This window comes from Aeromonas sp. 159 (assembly GCF_963862045.1).
Lineage (GTDB): Bacteria > Pseudomonadota > Gammaproteobacteria > Enterobacterales > Aeromonadaceae > Aeromonas > Aeromonas veronii.
In genome coordinates this window covers 1-17,268 of the sequence record NZ_CAWLMI010000034.1, presented here as the reverse complement: position 1 = coordinate 17,268, position 17,268 = coordinate 1, and the positions used below count along the sequence as shown (strand labels likewise).

General features: G+C 56.0%; 15 protein-coding genes. 8 read left to right on the top strand and 7 right to left on the bottom strand.

What is annotated here, in order from left to right; genetic code table 11:
- Nucleotides 1-98 precede the first annotated feature (98 nt).
- Both sohB and AACR14_RS07290 read left to right on the top strand, forming a co-directional pair.
- Nucleotides 99-1,106 (top strand): protease SohB, encoded by a 1,008-nt coding sequence (gene sohB / locus AACR14_RS07295; RefSeq protein WP_005334907.1) that lies wholly within the window; start codon nt 99-101, stop codon nt 1,104-1,106.
- 180 nt (nt 1,107-1,286) lie between these two features.
- Nucleotides 1,287-2,510, top strand: coding sequence for an MFS transporter (locus AACR14_RS07290; protein WP_019445682.1), 1,224 nt, complete (start codon nt 1,287-1,289; stop codon nt 2,508-2,510).
- A gap of 34 nt (nt 2,511-2,544) precedes the next feature.
- Here the strand turns inward: AACR14_RS07290 and AACR14_RS07285 are convergent, their stop codons facing one another.
- Together AACR14_RS07285 and AACR14_RS07280 are read right to left on the bottom strand one after the other, a co-directional pair.
- Nucleotides 2,545-3,627: a diguanylate cyclase domain-containing protein gene (locus tag AACR14_RS07285; RefSeq protein WP_019445681.1), complete on the bottom strand. Its 1,083-nt coding sequence runs from the start codon at nt 3,625-3,627 to the stop codon at nt 2,545-2,547.
- Nucleotides 3,628-3,801: 174 nt separating this feature from the next.
- Nucleotides 3,802-4,155 carry a DsrE/DsrF/TusD sulfur relay family protein gene (locus tag AACR14_RS07280; protein ID WP_005334901.1) on the bottom strand — a complete coding sequence of 118 codons (354 nt, stop codon included), beginning with the start codon at nt 4,153-4,155 and terminating at the stop codon, nt 3,802-3,804.
- Nucleotides 4,156-4,313: 158 nt separating this feature from the next.
- Between AACR14_RS07280 and AACR14_RS07275 the strand changes: the two genes are divergently transcribed.
- Nucleotides 4,314-4,706: a DUF1090 domain-containing protein gene (locus tag AACR14_RS07275; protein ID WP_005334898.1), complete on the top strand. Its 393-nt coding sequence runs from the start codon at nt 4,314-4,316 to the stop codon at nt 4,704-4,706.
- A gap of 75 nt (nt 4,707-4,781) precedes the next feature.
- Here the strand turns inward: AACR14_RS07275 and AACR14_RS07270 are convergent, their stop codons facing one another.
- From AACR14_RS07270 to AACR14_RS07260, 3 genes are all read right to left on the bottom strand, one after another.
- The gene (locus AACR14_RS07270) at nt 4,782-5,030 is read right to left on the bottom strand and encodes a YfhL family 4Fe-4S dicluster ferredoxin (protein ID WP_005334896.1); all 249 of its coding nucleotides are present in this window, start codon (nt 5,028-5,030) and stop codon (nt 4,782-4,784) included.
- Between the two features lies 1 nt (nt 5,031).
- On the bottom strand, nt 5,032-6,393 hold the full coding sequence (gene trhP, locus AACR14_RS07265) for a prephenate-dependent tRNA uridine(34) hydroxylase TrhP (RefSeq protein WP_005353849.1): 1,362 nt from the start codon (nt 6,391-6,393) through the stop codon (nt 5,032-5,034).
- Between the two features lie 256 nt (nt 6,394-6,649).
- Nucleotides 6,650-7,387, bottom strand: a complete 738-nt coding sequence (locus tag AACR14_RS07260) for an EAL domain-containing protein (RefSeq protein ID WP_019445680.1) — start codon at nt 7,385-7,387, stop codon at nt 6,650-6,652.
- 275 nt (nt 7,388-7,662) lie between these two features.
- Here AACR14_RS07260 and AACR14_RS07255 point away from each other — a divergent pair, with 275 nt between their 5' ends.
- From AACR14_RS07255 to AACR14_RS07240, 4 genes are all read left to right on the top strand, one after another.
- Nucleotides 7,663-8,361 (top strand): hypothetical protein, encoded by a 699-nt coding sequence (locus tag AACR14_RS07255; protein ID WP_019445679.1) that lies wholly within the window; start codon nt 7,663-7,665, stop codon nt 8,359-8,361.
- A 45-nt stretch (nt 8,362-8,406) separates the two neighbouring features.
- On the top strand, nt 8,407-8,898 hold the full coding sequence (locus tag AACR14_RS07250) for a CS1 type fimbrial major subunit (RefSeq protein ID WP_019445678.1): 492 nt from the start codon (nt 8,407-8,409) through the stop codon (nt 8,896-8,898).
- A 76-nt stretch (nt 8,899-8,974) separates the two neighbouring features.
- Nucleotides 8,975-11,383: a CS1-pili formation C-terminal domain-containing protein gene (locus AACR14_RS07245; RefSeq protein WP_041201861.1), complete on the top strand. Its 2,409-nt coding sequence runs from the start codon at nt 8,975-8,977 to the stop codon at nt 11,381-11,383.
- A gap of 14 nt (nt 11,384-11,397) precedes the next feature.
- Nucleotides 11,398-12,603, top strand: coding sequence for a hypothetical protein (locus tag AACR14_RS07240; RefSeq protein WP_156808791.1), 1,206 nt, complete (start codon nt 11,398-11,400; stop codon nt 12,601-12,603).
- A gap of 61 nt (nt 12,604-12,664) precedes the next feature.
- Here AACR14_RS07240 and AACR14_RS07235 read toward each other — a convergent pair whose 3' ends face one another.
- Nucleotides 12,665-13,303: a response regulator gene (locus tag AACR14_RS07235; protein ID WP_019445676.1), complete on the bottom strand. Its 639-nt coding sequence runs from the start codon at nt 13,301-13,303 to the stop codon at nt 12,665-12,667.
- Between the two features lie 122 nt (nt 13,304-13,425).
- Between AACR14_RS07235 and AACR14_RS07230 the strand changes: the two genes are divergently transcribed.
- Nucleotides 13,426-16,866, top strand: a complete 3,441-nt coding sequence (locus AACR14_RS07230) for an ATP-binding protein (protein WP_026034961.1) — start codon at nt 13,426-13,428, stop codon at nt 16,864-16,866.
- Here AACR14_RS07230 and AACR14_RS07225 read toward each other — a convergent pair.
- On the bottom strand, nt 16,840-17,130 hold the full coding sequence (locus AACR14_RS07225; RefSeq protein WP_019445674.1) for a hypothetical protein: 291 nt from the start codon (nt 17,128-17,130) through the stop codon (nt 16,840-16,842). The two genes, AACR14_RS07230 and AACR14_RS07225, sit on opposite strands and share 27 nt — an antisense overlap.
- Nucleotides 17,131-17,268 lie beyond the last annotated feature (138 nt).

Sequence of the window (17,268 nt, the reverse complement as noted above, 5' to 3'; positions counted from 1 at the left end):
GCTCGGGTTGGTTTTTCCGGGCTCTGGCTGCGATTTTTTGCGCGCCTCCATCAAACTCCCTAGAATGTGACGAAAACCGATCCATTCTGGAGTCCATCGTGACATTTCTGACCGAATATGGCCTGTTTTTGGCCAAGACAGTGACCTTCCTGCTGGCCATCGGCGCCATCATCCTGATGATCGTCAGCACTCGCCAGCCGAAAGCGCGCAAGGGTGAGCTGGTGGTGACCGATCTCTCGAGCGAGCTGGAGCAGGGGCAGTTTGCGCTCAAGAGTGCGCTCGTAAGCAAGGCAGAGCGCAAGGTACTGGAAAAGCAGCAGAAAGAGGAGCAGAAAAAGCGCGCCAAGGCGGGGGATGAGCGCAGTCGACTGTTCGTGCTCGATTTCAACGGCAGCATGGATGCCAAAGAGGTGGCCTCCCTGCGCGAGGAGGTGAGCGCGGTGATCGGCGTCGCCCAGCCCGGCGACGAGGTGTTGCTGCGACTCGAATCCGGTGGCGGCGTGGTGCATGGCTATGGCTTGGCCGCTTCCCAGTTGCAGCGACTGCGCGATCGTGACATCAAGCTCACCGTGGCGATTGACAAGGTGGCGGCGAGCGGCGGCTACATGATGGCTTGCGTGGCGGACAAAATCCTGGCGGCCCCCTTTGCCATCGTCGGCTCCATCGGGGTGATCGCCCAGATGCCGAACTTCAACAAGTTGTTGAAAAAGCATGACATCGAATTTGAGATGCACACCGCCGGTCAGTATAAGCGCACCATCACCATGTTCGGCGAGAACGACGATCTGGGGCGCGAGAAGTTTCGCGAGGAGCTGGCAGCGATCCACGAGCGCTTCAAGGCCTTTGTGGCCGAACACCGCCCGCAACTCGATATCGATCAGGTCACGACCGGCGAGCACTGGCTGGCGAGTCAGGCCAAGGGGCTGGGATTGGTGGATACCCTCTGCACCAGTGATGACTATCTGCTGGCGCAGGCCAGCCACCACAAGGTGATCGGCATCAGCTATCGCAAGCCTAAAAGTCTGACCCAGAAGCTGGGACAGCAGGGCGCTCAGGCGCTGGAAGCCGGACTGGGGCGTCTGTGGCAGCAGAGCCCCTGGCGCTAGCCCGAGGGAAATCCCGCGATAAAAAGGCCAGCCGATGCCCATCGGCTGGCCTTTTTGCATCCGGTTGCACCTTGTCGGTGAGCGAGGGTTGTTTCTATTGAGGCCCTCTGTTACAACTGAATGCTTTCCCCGTTTATGACAGGATCTTGTGGTAAGAGCTGCGGGGCATGGAGCATAGCGATGTCATGGAGCACCTTCAGGCAATTTACCCCGCTGGTCTGGATCGTCATTCTGGGTACCTTTATGGTGCGCACCAGCTACTACATGGTGTGGCCCTTCCTCTCCATTCTGCTCTATCGGGAGTATGACCTTTCGGCCACCTTCATTGGCCTGTTGCTGGGTGGCTCGATGGCCCTCTCTACCCTGGTCAGTTTTTACGGCGGCTGGCTCTCTGATCGCTTCGGGCGGCGCAGCATACTGCTGGGCGGTTGTCTGGTGGCGATGCTCTGTTTCGGCCTGCTCGGTTTTTCGCACGAGGTGTTCTGGCTCGGGGTCGGGGTGATGGGCAGCGGCCTCTCGTCGGGGCTCATCGATGCCCCCGGCAAGGCGTTGATGGCCGACAGTCTGGCCTCGGCCAAGGCGCGGGAGCTGGCACTGCACCTGCGCTATTTTTTGCTCAACCTGGGGGCGGCGCTGGGGCCTCTGCTCGGGGTGACCCTCGGGATTAACGCCCAGCAGGAGACCTTCCTGTTTCTGGTGGTGAGCTATCTGCTGCTGGCGCTGGCCTTTGGCTGGGGATTTCGCCGGGCTGGCAGCACAGGCAAGCCGGGTGCTGCTGGCCCCGGACTGCGGGATGCCATCAAGGTGTTGCTGGCGGATCGCGCCTTCCTGCTGCTGGTGATGGCCAATCTCCTGATGGTGCTGGTCTACTCCCAGTTTCACTCGCCGCTGGTGCAGTACCTGACCCGGGCCGGTATGCCGCAGGTGGCCGAGCTGGTTGCTCTGCTGGTGGCGACCAACGCCCTGACCGTGGTGCTGCTGCAGTTTCCGCTGCTGCGGTTGTTGTCACGCTGGCCGGTGCGGGTGCGTCTTCATATCGGTATGGCGCTCTTTCTGGCGGCCCAGCTGCTCTTCGCGCTGGGGGACCCGATGGTGCGCAGCCACTGGTTTGGCGCCGTGCTGCTGCTCAGCATCGGCGAGACCATCCTCTTCCCCCTGCTCAACGTGCTGATCGACCAGATGGCCCCCACCCACCTCAAGGGAAGCTATTTTGGCGCCAGCGCACTGGCCGGGTTGGGAGGGGCCGCAGGTGCCCTGCTGGGAGGCTGGATCCTCGAGCAGTGGAGCGGTCAGTGGCTCTATGTGCTGATGGCGCTGCTTTGTGTGGCGATTTTTGCGCTCTATGAGTGGGGTGCCAGAGTACAGCGTCCCACTGCGGCAACGTCTGTGGTTGAGCGGAGCTGACCCGGTTAATGCGGGGATCTGTGATGCTGAATGTTCAGTGCGTGCTACCCGGCGTCTTCTCTTTGAGCGCCTTCTTGGCTGCGTACATCCTCTCGTCGGCGAGCCGGATCAGGTTTAGCCCGTCGTCGTAGTGCTCCGGCCCGGTCTGCACGATGCCGATACTGAGGGTGAGATCGCCCAGCTGCTCCTTGACGGTGTTGACCAATCGTTTGAGATAGATATCCCGCGCCTGACTCTCGTTGCAGTTGGGCAGGATCAGGCAGAACTCATCTCCGCCATAACGAAAGCAGCTGTCTTCGGCGCGAAAAACCTGACGGATGCAGTGGCCAACGATGCGCAGGATCTCGTCTCCGCGCTGGTGACCTTCGGTATCGTTGATTTGCTTGAAGTTGTCGATATCGAGATAGGCGATGGCCATGGGTTCGGCACGGCGCTGACAGGTGCGCAGGCTTAGCAGCAACAGCTCGTTGAGGTGGCGAACGTTGAGTAATCCGGTCAGGGCATCGGTGCGGTTCAGCTCCTCCAGTTGTTTGGTACGCTCGCGTACTTTCTGCTCCAGACTCTTGGCATAGTTCTCCGACTTCTCTCTGGATGACTCTATTTCCGACACCAGACTGCGAATGTAGGTTTCGAAGACCAGAGTGATGTCGAACAGAAAGAGTTTGTCCAGGGCGGCCAGCATGACGAGGCGCTCCGGTTCATCGCGGATCTGCTCGAACATATCTTCGATCAGCAGAGCTTTGAGGGTGTTGATGGCGGCCAGATAGAGCTTGGGTTCGACCCCGATCCGCTTGTGAACCAGCCCGATCCGAAGCCGGTTGTTGACGTACTCCAAATCGTAATGGCCGCTGAAGAGATCGAGCACATAGCGCCGTTGCGCGGTGCGCAACCGTATGAGGGTATCGGCATCCCCGATCAACAGGGCGATTTCGGTGATGGCCGTTTGCTGCTGGTAGAAGCGATCCACCAGGGCGTCGATCCGTGGTTCTATCTTGCTGCAATAACTTGCCAACCGCGCCACATCCTGTTCATTGAGCAGCAATAACTCCTTGCGATGGGCAATTTCAAAGTCGGTGATCCTCATCTGCTCAAGCAGGGTCTGTTCGGTCGGATTCATCGTCGTCCTCGGTTTATTACTGGGCGTTACGCTGTCCGTGAGGTGGGACAAACAAGCAGGCGTGGCAATTGATAGTGTAGTCAGTGAGGCTGGGGCGCGCGCAATGCCCCCGCGTGGCGGGGGCTATGGAGGGTCAGGTGAGGGCTAAAGGGGCAAGAGATCCGGAGGGGGTGATCAGAAGGTCAGCACCTTGTCGGCAGCCAGGGTCCATTGGGCCAGCATCGGCAGGGTGCCGACCTCAATGCCCTCGATCAGCGGCAGGGCTGTGATGCCACGGGCATCGGTGCAGGTCTTGCACAGGCGAATGGTGACGCCTTGCGCCAGCAGGATCTCCAGCATCTGGCGCAGGTTGTACCCCTCGGCCGGTGCCTGACCGGCCAGCGCTGCACTCACCGCATCTGACATCAGGAACAGCTTCAGGCTGGCACCACCCTGTTCGTTGAGGGCGATAGCGAGGCGCAGGGCGTTGAACAGGGATTCGCTGCCATAGGGGGCACCGTTGGCAATAACCACAATTTGTTGATTCATAACAGACTCCCGATTGGAAAGAGCGCCATTGTAGAGCCAACAGGGTGGCAATTGCGTGATGTTGCACAACTTCTGTCGCACCTTTTTCCCGCTTGCTTGACCCTGCTGCCGATCGAGGTTTTTATGGTCAGCTCGCAAACAAGACCGGATGAATCGAGATGTGGAAAGTATTGGGAGCCGGCTTGCTGCTGTTGGCGGGTCAGGCCTTTGGCAGTGAGGCGGTCGGTTGCAAGGCTCGTCTGCAGGCCGTCAACGACCAGCTGGTGTTTGCCAAAGCACACAATAACGCCGGGCAGATTGCCGGGCTGGAACAGGCCGCGCGCAATATCAAGGCCAACTGTACCGATGAAGGTCTGCTCAAGGAGCAGAAAGAGCGGGTTAACAAACTGCGCGGCGAGGTGGACGAGCGCCTGCTCGAGCTGCAGGAGGCGAGAGTCAGTGGCAAACCTGAGAAGATTGCCAAGCGGCAGGCCAGGCTGGAGGAGTCCCAGACCCGGATGCTGGAGGCCCAGCGTGAGCTGGACAAACTGATCCGGCTGGTCGGCAAGTGATGCCCAGCCGCTGCACGCAGGATCAAAAAAGGCCGATTGCTCGGCCTTTTTTTCGTTTTACGGTCTGTGCATCAGCTACTGCCTGTGCATCCGCACAAACTTCTCCATCAGCTGATCTTCGGTCTCCACGTGGGCGGGATCCCAGATGATGCAGTCGATAGGGCAGACACTGATGCAGGTCGGCTTCTCATAGTGACCGACGCACTCGGTGCAGCGACTGGGGTCGATCTCGTAGATCTCCTCACCCAGGCTGATAGCCTGGTTGGGGCACTCGGGATCGCACATGTCACAGTTGATGCACTTGTCGGTGATGAGCAGCGCCATCTCAGGCCGCCGTGTGCGGGTTGCGGGTATCCTGGCTGTCGCCCAGATTGCGCAGCAAAATGCCGTAGTTCACATCCAGATCTTTCGGGACCGGCACATAGACCACGTGACCGTTGCCCGGCGCGGTATCGATAAGCTCGCCCTTGCGGTTCTCCATCTGCTCCAGATTGAAACGGACGTTGCCCTGCGGGGTCATCAGCTCCAGGTTGTTGCCCACCAGGAACTTGTTCTTCACCTCGACCTCGACCATGTCACCTTTGCGACCGGTGATCTCGCCGACAAACTGCTGGGTGTCGGAGACGGAGTAGCCGTAGTCGTAGTTCTGGTATTCGCTGTGGTTGTGACGGCGCAGGAAGCCCTCGGTATAGCCGCGGTGGGCCAGATTTTCGAGGGTGCCCATCAGGCTGCGGTCGAACGGACGACCCGCTACCGCATCGTCGATGGCCTTGCGGTAAACCTGAGCGGTACGTGCGCAGTAGTAGAAGGATTTGGTGCGCCCTTCGATTTTCAGGGAGTGAACGCCCATCTTGGTCAGTCGCTCGACGTGCTCGACGGCGCGCAGATCCTTGGAGTTCATGATGTAGGTGCCGTGCTCGTCCTCGAATGCGCTCATGTACTCGCCCGGGCGGTTGGACTCTTCCAGCAGCACAAGGGCATCAGTCGGCTTGCCAAGGCCTAGCGTGTTGTCCGGACGCACTTTGATCGGCTCCTGACGGTGGACGATCTGGCCCACGTCATCTTCTTTACCTTCGTGCACCTTGTACTCCCAGCGGCAGGAGTTGGTGCAGGTGCCCTGGTTGGGGTCACGCTTGTTGATATAGCCGGAGAGCAGGCAGCGGCCGGAGTAGGCCATGCATAGCGCGCCGTGAACGAACACTTCCAGCTCCATCTCCGGCACCTGCATGCGGATCTCTTCGATCTCGTCCAGCGACAGCTCGCGGGAGAGGATGGCGCGGGTCAGGCCCATTTGATGCCAGAACTTCACCGTGGCCCAGTTGACCGCGTTGGCCTGCACCGAGAGGTGAATGGGCATGTCCGGGAAGGCTTCGCGCATCATCATGATGAGGCCCGGGTCTGACATGATCAGCGCATCTGGCTTCATCTCCACCACGGGACGCATGTCGCGGATGAAGGTCTTGAGCTTGGAGTTGTGGGGCTGGATGTTGGCCACCACATAGAACTGCTTGCCCAGCGCGTGGGCTTCGTTGATGCCCAGCTGCAGGTTTTCATGATCGAATTCGTTGTTACGCACCCGCAGGCTGTAGCGGGGCTGACCGGCATAGACGGCATCGGCGCCATAGGCATAGGCGTAACGCATGTTCTTGAGGGAACCTGCGGGGGAGAGCAATTCTGGTTTAAACATGGTGGACTCTTTATATCTGATTGCAAATCAGGACGATGCCACCTGATGGCATCGTAGTGGTTGAGTTGCGGTGCAAGATGCCCTCCGAGAGGAGGCTCAATGCAGCGCGACCCGATGACGGCATATCCGGGGCTATCTAAAGAAGATGCGCCGGATATTCGGGGTGCGAGATTGTACTCGCCCCCACGTCATCATGCAATTTGGCAGGAAATTGTTGGCTGCGCGAGCCGACAGAATGCCGAAATGAAACAGCCGCTCAGGCCCAACGGGAGAGGGGGGCGGGCATGGCGTAGACGTAACCCTGTTGATAGTCACAGCCGAGCTGGTCGGCAATCTCGATATGGGTCTGGTTTTCCACCCCTTCGCACACCACCTTCATGCTGAGTCGTTGCAGGTACTCCACCAGTCCGGTCAGCATGCGCAAGGCATGGCTACTCCTGGTCGCTTGCAGCAGCAGGGAGCGATCCAGCTTGATGATCTCGTAGGGGAGCGCCATCACTCGCTGAAAATTGCACTCCTGGGTGCCAAAGTCATCGCAGGCGATATGGGCACCGTGGCTGCGCAGTACCTCGATCAGGGCCAACTCCTTGCGCTCTAGCGGGGCGTACTCCACCACCTCGAACCAGATTGCGATATCCAGCTTGCGGGCCTGCAGCAGCACCAGCAGCAACAGGTTCTGATAGGTGGCGCTGCTCAGTGTGGGATTGAGGTTGATGGAGAGCATATATGACCTCCCCTTCGCCAGTGCTGGCAGGTCGCGTAGAATGGCTCTGAGCATAACGATATCCACATGCAGGGACTCGTCATCGCTGAGAGAGGGAAAGTCTATTCCCTGATAGCGCTGTTGGCGGGGTTCCCAGCGTCTGGCCAGCGCCTCAAAGCCGATGATCTGGCGATCCCGGTTAACGATTGGCTGATAAAAGGGCACGGCAATGTCCGCTGTCGTCAGGGATGCCACGTCACCGACCGGAAACTCTTCTTTAAACGCAAACATGTCACTTCCCTGCTGACTGAGATGATTTCGGATAATAGGGGAGGATGTTGAAAGCTGGCTGTAGGAATTGTCTGATTGTTTGCAGAAAAAATACTTTGGCAGTATCAGATTATTCCGATTAAGTCCGGTGCATGGATTATCTAGACTGGCCTCAATGACGAATCGCCGAGACAAATATCATCATTTGGCGATTTGCATATATGGAACTCATATATTTTTCGGAGCCTGCAATGAAGGCGTCACTTTCTATCGTTTTTACAGTGTGATCATTATTCATGAATAATATTTTTGCTGTGTTGCTGATTATATTCAGCAGCAATGCCATGGCGTCGCCGGATATTAGCGTTGGCACCTTATATGACTATATGTCGGCAGAAAAAACTACGCTGCTCAAGCGGGTTAGAAATCTTGGTAATGAGACGGCCTTTGTCAAAATAACGCTGGCCGAGATTATATATGGTGCCGATGGCGTGCCGAAGGAGCGGGAGTTACCGGAGGAGGGCGTTCGCCAGCTGGTGACAAGTCCATCTCGGTTGATTATTCCTGCAGGTGGAATCCAGGCTACCCGTTTTATTTATATGGGTGAGAGGGAGCGCGAACGTTATTTTCGGGTGCGTTTTGTGCCAGTCAAACCACAGGATGATGAAATAACCGAATTGCCACCACAGCAGCAAATTAGCGCCGGTGTCAGCATCATGACCGGTTATGGCACCATTTTGTTTGTTGCCCCCAAAGTGCCCCGTTACGACACGCGAATAGTGCGTGAAGATGGAGTCCTTTATGTGCAGAACCTCGGCAATGCCACCGTGGTTCTCGATTATCTGGAGGTGTGTGACAAAACGTCATGCAGCCAACCGGAGAAGCTGCATCTGCTGCCCGGCGTTAAAAAACAGGTCAGCCAAGATGCCGCCAGTACGGTTCGTTTTGAACTGATCGAAGGAAAGCAATCGGTATTCAAGGAGTTCAAGGTCTGAATAGCGATATGCCATATGAATATCATCAAAGAATAAGGAGTGGTTATGAAGAGGTTATGGTTCGCCCCCGCACTACTGTTGGTAAGCGGTACCCTGATGGCAGCCGAGCGAGTCGAGCATACGGTGACGGTGACGGCGCAGATCCCGACGGACAAGTTTTATGTGCAGCCGGTCGGGGACTGGATGAATACCCCGCAGAAGCTGACCTTTAACCCCTTTAGCCAGAAGCTGGATCCCTTGGCCAAACAGCTGGAGATGAAGAGCACCCTGGGCCCCATCAAGGGCTATCTGGTCTATCCTGCCACCATGGCCAGCGGCAAGGAGAGCATCGACCTGACGGTCAAGGTGGCAGGTACGGCACTGACGACCGCGTCTCAAGATTTGTTGAACCAGGCGGACGCCAGTACCGGCAAACAGGTCGGGCTTGAGATCATCCCCGCTACGGCGCCAACCGGCGGCTACAAGCCCGGCAACTATCAGGGGATTGTCAGCATGATGTTTGAATCCGAGGCCCCGCCTGCCCCACCCGCTACCTAAATTCATTACAAATCAAGACCCAAGGGGCCGCGAGGCCCCTTTTTAGTGAGGCATCTATCTATACAGGTTGAACACCATGGTTCGAACTCCTCTTCTCTTGCTTGGGTTGTTGCTCTCGGCCCCTGTGATGGCGGCAGAGCCAGCACTGTTGCTGCAACAGGCACGGCAATTGCCGGAAGGGTTTGAAGAGCACTTTTTTGGGGTGCCGCTGATGGTGCGGGTGACCGTCGATGGCCGCCTGCTGGGGGATGGCGAAGTGCTGCTCGGTCGTGATAACTCGGTGCAACTGCTCTCGCTGCTGGAGGTGCAGGAGAGCGAGTTTGACGAGGGGACGCGTGAACGCTGGTTGAACAAACTGGGTACAACACTGCCCCTTGGCGAGTGCGACCCGCGCTGCCCGGAGGGGATCCTTGGGCTGCAATACAGCCTGGAGGAGTCCCAGCTGTCTGTATTGACCAGTGAGGTGGAGCAGGCGGCGCGGGATCAACGGTTTATGGCACTGCCAAAAGGGAGCAAGGGGCTGCTGGTTCAGAACCAGCTGAACCTGGTGCAGGGCAGCCAGCGCAGCGGCCACTACAACCTGCAGCTGGAGGGTAGCTGGGGGCAGTGGACCCCCTTTATGGAAGGGGATGCCACCTGGCAGGAAGGGGAGTCAACCGAGCTGGGCATGGCCCAGATCTATGGCGAGCGGCTTCATGAGGCCCAGTTTTACCGCCTGGGCTTCTTCTTTCCCACGGCGCAGGGATTGGTGCGCCAGCCGAACTACTACAGCGGTGCGACGCCCACCGTGCTCGGGGTAATGTGGGGCAGTTCGGATCTGCTGCGCCGGGAACGCGGGGTCGCCAGCATGGTGCCGATCCAGGTGGCGCCGACGCGGCCCGGCCTGGTGGAGATTTACCGGGACGGGCGCCTGATCCAGTCCCAGCAAGTCGTCGCGGGTCTGCAGGCCCTCGATACCCGATCCCTGCCAGGTGGCATCTACGAGGTGGAGCTGCGATTGCTGGAAGATGGTCAGGAGAGCCGCCGCTGGCGCGAGATGATCTACAAACCCTCCAACTGGCAAACGCCGGAGGAGCCGTGGCGCTTCAACCTTTTTGCCGGGCGTCAGACCCGTTGGTTGGTGCGGCAGGGGGATAGCGATCTGGAAGGGGCCAGCGGTGGCATTGCGGTGAACCACCTGCTGCTCCCCTCGCTGGTGGTGGGGGCGGGCAGTCAGTATGTGGACAGGCGTGCCCAGCACGCGTTTTCACTCGATTGGGAGGCCACCAGCCAGTTGCACGGCTTTGCTTCCGTGAACCAGAGCGCAGGCTCGGGCTGGGGATATGATCTGCAAGGGATCTACTGGCAGGGTAACAGCAGTCTGGTGGCGAGCCATTCGCGCAACCAGCGCAAGCAGGGGGAGGCAAGTCGTAGCTCCAGCCTGTCGCTGCAGCAGTCGCTGGATCGGTGGGGAACGCTCGGTCTCTATGTCTCTCATCAGTCTGGCCGCGGCAATGGCGCCGATCTGGGATGGCACTACAGCGACAGGTTGTGGGGGCGCTGGGTGACCTGGGGGCTGACCTTGTTCGATCGCCCCGGCAGCGAGAGCACGGCGCAGCAGCGGGATCGCGGCAGTACGCTCAGTCTCACCGTCAACCTGGGAGGGGACGATCGCCAGTTGTCGCTGGGGCTGGGCAGCAATACCTCCCGCTCGGGCGGTGCCCAGCGCAGCGCCTATCTCAACTACCAGCAGGAGGTGGATTGGGGGCCGCTGCGTCAGGTCAGCGTGGGCAGCACCCATGACAGCTATGGTACCGGTCTATCCGGCTATGGCCGCTTCGGGGCGCCCTGGCTTGGAGGGGATCTGTTTGCCCAGCACTCCTCCTATAACGGTGAGGTGACCGGCGGCATCAACTTGGAGAGCGTGGTGGCACTGGGGCGGGAGGGGGAGCTGGCGCTCGGCTCCCGCGAGATGGGCGCCATGGGTAACGAGGCGGCGATGATCCTCGATATCGACGCCGATGACGAGGCGGCGCGAATTTGGGTCAGCGACGATCAGGGCGGTGTGCAGACCCTGGGGCCCGGTCGCCATCTGGTTTCGGTACCCGCCCTGCAAAGTGGCGCCTTGCAGCTGGAGATGGCCGATCAGGATGGGGCGCCGCTCACCATCAAACCCGCCGTGCTTCCCTACCACCTTAATCGCGGTGGGGTGGGGTATGCCCAGGTCAATGCCATGAATACCGTCACCGTAATTGGTCGTCTGCTGAATAAAGAAGGTCAACCATTAAGAGGGGCTGTGGTGCGCAACCATATTGGTCGCACCATGAGTGAGAATGATGGTTTTTTTGTCATGGATATGAGTAAAAAGAACCCAAGTTTACAGGTTGAGCGTGATGGCCGATTACAATGCCAGATGCTCTTGAACCAAGATGATAATAAGTGGGGACAAGATACATGGTTTCTTGGTGATCTCGTTTGTCATGAACAGCTACTGGCTAGAAAGTAATTTAAGGATATTCAATGTTGCTCAAATTTTTTTTGAGGTGCCTATATGTTGCAATGTTTATATTTTGCCTTTCAGCAAATGCAGCAACAGTGGATGTGACCGCCGAATATAAACCAGCCGTTTATGAAGATGCTCGTGGTACATTTAAAAGCACCACGGTATGTAAAAATCAGCTGCCTGGTGCGTCTATTGACGAGTGTTATGGAAATATAGTGTCGCTCGATAGCTTACTGTTTTCGTTTAAAACGACCATAAAAAGAGTCGTCGTCAAGGATTTCAAGGATAAGAAAGATGCATTTGTTTTTTTTGGGTTATCAGGAAGGAAAATGATGACTATCAAATCAGAAAATGGAAAAGAGTTCCCTGTTGATGTTATTCCAGAGCAGTTAGGTGCTGATTGGGAGACAGGTATTAAATATGTTGATGGGGCCAAAGATGTTTATGATGGTATGACAAAGCCATTTGGGGGGTGCAGATATGTAAATAGAGCTTATGCATCTTACCCCAATCGTATTTCCAGATGGGTTCTATTGTGGGGAAATCTAGACGGAAAATCTTGTTATACAGAGAAATCAGCAGAGCCTTATGATGGATTATATAGCATCAATATGGTTATGTTTGGCTTTAAAATAAAACCACCATCACCATTGGATATGCCTAACGGTACTTATCGCGGCTCATTGACACTTTCGATGGGGAATAATGGTGATATAAGTTTGGGTAATGGAGAGTACTCTGATAATCAACTTGTCATTAATTTAACGCTGACAGTCAGACATCAGCTGAAAGTATTGTTCCCATTAAAAGAACAGCAGCTGGATTTACAGCCACCTGGCGGCTGGACCAATTGGATTCATCGCAATGATCGTAGTACGCCAGCATCATTAACTGCGACCTTGGCGACCAGAATATGGGCCTCTGCACCCTATAATGTACGACTGAAATGCCAATATATAAATAGTAGTGGAGATCGCTGTTTTATTAAAAATGAACGAGCAAACCACTCTGTCCCTGTTGATGTCTATGCTACCGGTATGCATAATATTCAATATTTAATATATCCACATAAAGATGAAAATTATTATGGTCACTCCATTCTATCGGGTGATGATCGGCCATTCAAATTTGAAATAAAGGGTGCACAGGTTTCAGAAATGATGAAGCACCCTGGTGGGCGTTACAAAGGAGATATCACGATCATAATTGAAGCGGCAATCTGACCATTACCAATTCACCACGAGTGCTCTAATATAATACATTGCAAACTAAATCAACTGCTTTTTAATATAGGCCATGAATTTTTGCATATTCAAAAAGGGCACTGTCACTGGTAATTCCCAACCTTGCCATGGCATTTTTCTTCTGGGTGCTGATGGTCTTGACACTGCGATGAAGGTATTTCGCTACTTGGGTGACTGACATGCCGCTGGCCAGCAGGCGCACTACTTCACTCTCTTTGGGAGTGAGCGGGTTGATACTGTCTGGATCCGTGATGCCAGCATTGGCTAGCAGCATTTGTACTGTCGGGCCAATATAGTGATGGCCGAGCAATATCTGGCGAATAGCATCAGCCAATTCATTAATAACCGATTTCTTTAGTATCAGTCCTTTTACCCCAGCCAGAATAAGGGATTGCAAGATGGCACTGTTCTGGATTTGGGTCAGCACGATAATGGGAAGATTGGGATAATCCCGACGTAACTGCTGGATCATTACTATGCCATCGCTACGGGTATCGCCCGGCATGCTGAAATCGGTGATCAACAGATCACAACGATGTTGTTGCAATAATTTCAGCAAGTCAGATACCTGATATGCCTCGGCGACCACTTCACAATGGGGTGTTATCTGTTCAATCAGGCTACGGATCCCGGTCAAAATCAAGGGGTGGTCATCGGCAAGAATAATCTTGAAGGACATGGATGAGCCTCTTATAAAGCAGTGAATAATATTCAGACTATCAAAGCTAACATTTCTATACTACCGTGCGCACCCCATTTTTTCAGGAGCATATATCTTTTGATAAATATATTTGAATCGTTATGTATATATATTGTTTGCTTATGTCATTAATCAAACGATTCATAATTATTGTCTCTGTTTTTTCCTTGACGCCTTCCGTATTTTCGGCAGAGGGGCATTCTGTCCCAACGATTGAAGTGGGCATATTGGCCGGAGGATGGGGCCCTTTTCAGCAGTGGGACGGTAAGGTCGCCGCCGGCTTTAGCATTGAATTGATGGAACAATTAGCCAAAAAGCTGGACTACCGGATCGCCTGGCAGGTCTACCCCGACTGGGAGGCTATGTATAGCGATGCCTGCCGTGGCAAGCTGGATATCCTGCTCGATGCTTTTAACTCTGAAGTGCGCCAGTGTGTCACCTATAGCCTGCCTTACTACACCTCGCCGACCGTGGTGGTGGTGCGCCAGGACAGCGCCCTGTTTCGGGATGTGAGCCGGTTGCAGTCCGCCAGCATTGCCATCGAAAAAGGCTTTCTGACCGAGAAGCTGGTCAAGCTGCATTATCCGAATGTCACACCCCGGCTCTTTGTCGACACCCGTAGCGCACTACAGGCTGTTGAACAAGGGCGTGCAGATGCCTATATCGGCAACCTCCATGTGGCCAACCTGTTTATCGAGCGTCACCCGGCGTTGGCGGTGGTTGCCCAGTCTCCCTTGTTGATGGAAACCCTGCATCTTGGCGTCGCCAGCCAGAAACACTCTCTTGCTATCCGGCTTGATACTGCCATTCAGTCGCTGACAGTCGAGGCGCGCAGTGAACTGGAGAAACGCTGGCTAGGGGAGAGTCTGGAGCCCAATTTTATGGGGCACAGCAATTTCTTGCTGCGTCCCGATGAGCGAGCATGGCTCTCGATGCTGCCGCCGTTAAAGTTGGGATTGATCCCCGGCTGGGTGCCCTTCTCTTATCACGATGAGGGGGGCAATCCGGTCGGCTTGATGGCGGATTATCTGGACGTGCTGCAAGAGAAGTTGGGGCTGGCATACAGCCGTGTGCCAGTGCAGAGCTGGCCCGATCTGCAGCAGTTGCTGCTGCATCACGATGTGGATCTGGCGGTATTACCCACCCGCATCATTGAGCGGTTGGTGGGTTGGCATGCCAGCGAGCCCTTTGCATCATTCCCGATGGTGCTGGTGACGGCGCGCGGTAGTATTCCGATCGGGGATCTCTCTGATCTGGCCGGTAAAAAGTTGTTGTTGACCGACAGTATGCTGATCCCCCAGCTAAGGACACTGGTGCCTGACCTGAAACTGATCACGACCAAGAGTGCCAACGAGGGGCTCGCTCGTGTTGCAGCAGGTGAGGGAGATGCCTATATCGGCAATCTGGTGGTGGTTTCCCGTCTTGTCACCGAGCAGTTTGATGACCGACTTCATATTGCCGCGCCCACCCCCTTCAAAGATGAGTTGGCCGTTGCGGTACGTGAGCCTTACAGCCCCTTGCTGCCCCTGGTCAACCGGGTGCTTGCCAGCATGAGCGACAAGGAGAAGCGCCAGATACGCAACAGCTGGTTGGCGCTCAATTACAGCGAAGGGATCCCCAGAGCGAAACTGGTGCGTACCCTGCTGCCCGCCGGGGTGGCGATCACACTCTTTATTCTGGTGCTATCGGTGGCTTACTGGCGGCTGCGTCAGGAGATAGTCCGTCGTCATCAGGTTGAGGCAGCACTCGCCAGAGCCAAGACCAAGGCGGAGTCTGCCGCCACCCAGAAAGGGGAGTTTCTGGCCACCATGAGCCACGAAATTCGCACGCCTATGAATGGCATTATCGGTATGGCGGAACAGCTCACCTTTACCGAATTGACTCAGGATCAGCGCCAGATGGTGGAGGTTATCAACCGCGGTGCCCAGGGGTTGCATGCGCTGATCGACAACGTGCTCGACTTCGCCAAGCTGGAGGCGGGCAAGATGCAGCTCGAAGAGGCCCCTTTTCTCATCCGTGAATTGATCGACAGCGTGCTGACCATGACGGTGAGCGAAGTACATCGCAAGGGGTTGCGCGTCTATCTCTGTGCGGATGCCGGTGTGGCGGCCCGGATGACCGGTGATGCGCTGCGTCTGCGCCAGATCCTTTTCAACTTTGTCAGCAATGCCATCAAATTTACCGAGCGGGGCTTTATCGAAATCTCGGTGCAACTGCTGTCGCAGGGGGAGGGGCAACAGCAATTGTGCTTCGGTGTGCGCGACAGCGGCATCGGTATGAGCCCAGAGGCGCTTGGCCGGATCTTCAATGCCTTTGAACAGGCAGAGAGCTCCACCACCCGCAGTTATGGTGGTACCGGCTTGGGCCTGAGTATTTGCCAGACCCTGGCCACCTTGATGGGTGGCGAGATCCGGCTGGAGAGTGCCCCTGGGCTAGGCACTTTCATCAGCCTGACGGTTACGTTGCCAATGCTGGCACAGCGAGAGCCGGATCTCCGTCTCAATGGCGTGCAAGCCCATATCGATCTCCATGACGAGAAGCTGTGCCACACCCTGCTGTTGCATCTTGATGCCTTGGGGGTAACACGAACGTCGGAGTCTGGTGATGCTCATTTGCGTTTCACAGACCATGAGCTGGCGGGCAACAGGGTCATCCGGGTGCTGCCGCTGGCAACCCCCCTCGGTTATCGTTGTGATGAGGAGGGTTACATCCTCAACAGCAATCCAATGACCTGGCATGCCGTGCGGGAAGTTTGCTATCGCCAGCTTGGCTTGAGCGATGGGACGGCAACGAAAGCGATGCGAAAGAGCGCACCCATGCAGCCCTGTCGGGTATTGCTGGTGGAGGATAATCCCCTCAACCAGTCGCTGGTAATACGCCAGCTCAGGCAACTTGGGATGAACTGCGATGTGGCAGAGCATGGCCAGCAGGCTCTCGAGATGGTCGCGCAGCATCCCTATGAGCTGGTGCTCTGTGACTGTCAGATGCCGGTGATGGATGGTTATGAGTTCACCCGCAGGATACGGGCTGCAGAGAAAGGTGAGCGGCTACTGATCATCGCCATGACGGCCAATGTGTTGCCAGAACAGGCTGAACGCTGTTTTGCCGCGGGCATGGACGATCTGTTGGGCAAACCGGTGCTGCTGGATACTCTGCGCCAGATGTTGCAGAAGTGGCAAATCTTACCCGCGCCAACCTTGATTGATATTGCAGCCATGGAGGCATTTTTTGGTCATGGTGACAAGTTGCAGCAGATGTTTCCGCTTTTTCGCCAGGAGCTTGAACAGTCGATGGCGCAGGAGCCACTTGATGACAATGCATTGGCCAATTGGGTGCATCGTCAGGCGGGGACCATCAGCATGATGATGGCGCCGGAATTGGCTGAACAGGCATGGCGATTGGAAGAAAAAATCCGTCAGTTTGGATCGCCAGCTTGTACAGATGAGCTGACACGCTTTCGTGCCCAATTACAGCAAATCATTGATGAATTGACGTTATTGAGCGAGAAAGGGCACTCAGTTATCGAGGGAGAGCTGGAGTAAGGGGAACTGTTCGCTCATAAAATTGCGGGGGCTGTGGCCATTGCCTGCGGTGGCCAGCCATTCCCAATCCAGTCTTGGCGAGCCGGCTTTGAAGCGCTGATAGGCAATACCCTTGTGAACTGTCAGAAAAAGAGTCGTAGGGAGTCCCAGCTTGTTGCTGTAGCGCACCATCAGATCGCCCTGATAGTCGTTGCTGATTCTGATTTTGAGTGCCTGCAGTGTCAGACCGGTGGCGTGACCATGCTCGTCCCAGACTTCAAACATGATATGAACACTCTGATGTCGATGATGCCACGATGAGCAAGCTGGGATGCAATTGCAACTGTCAGATCTGACAAGGGCGGAAAGGTGAATTGGCGATAAAGCGAAAACCCGGCGCTAGGCCGGGTTTTCTGAATGATG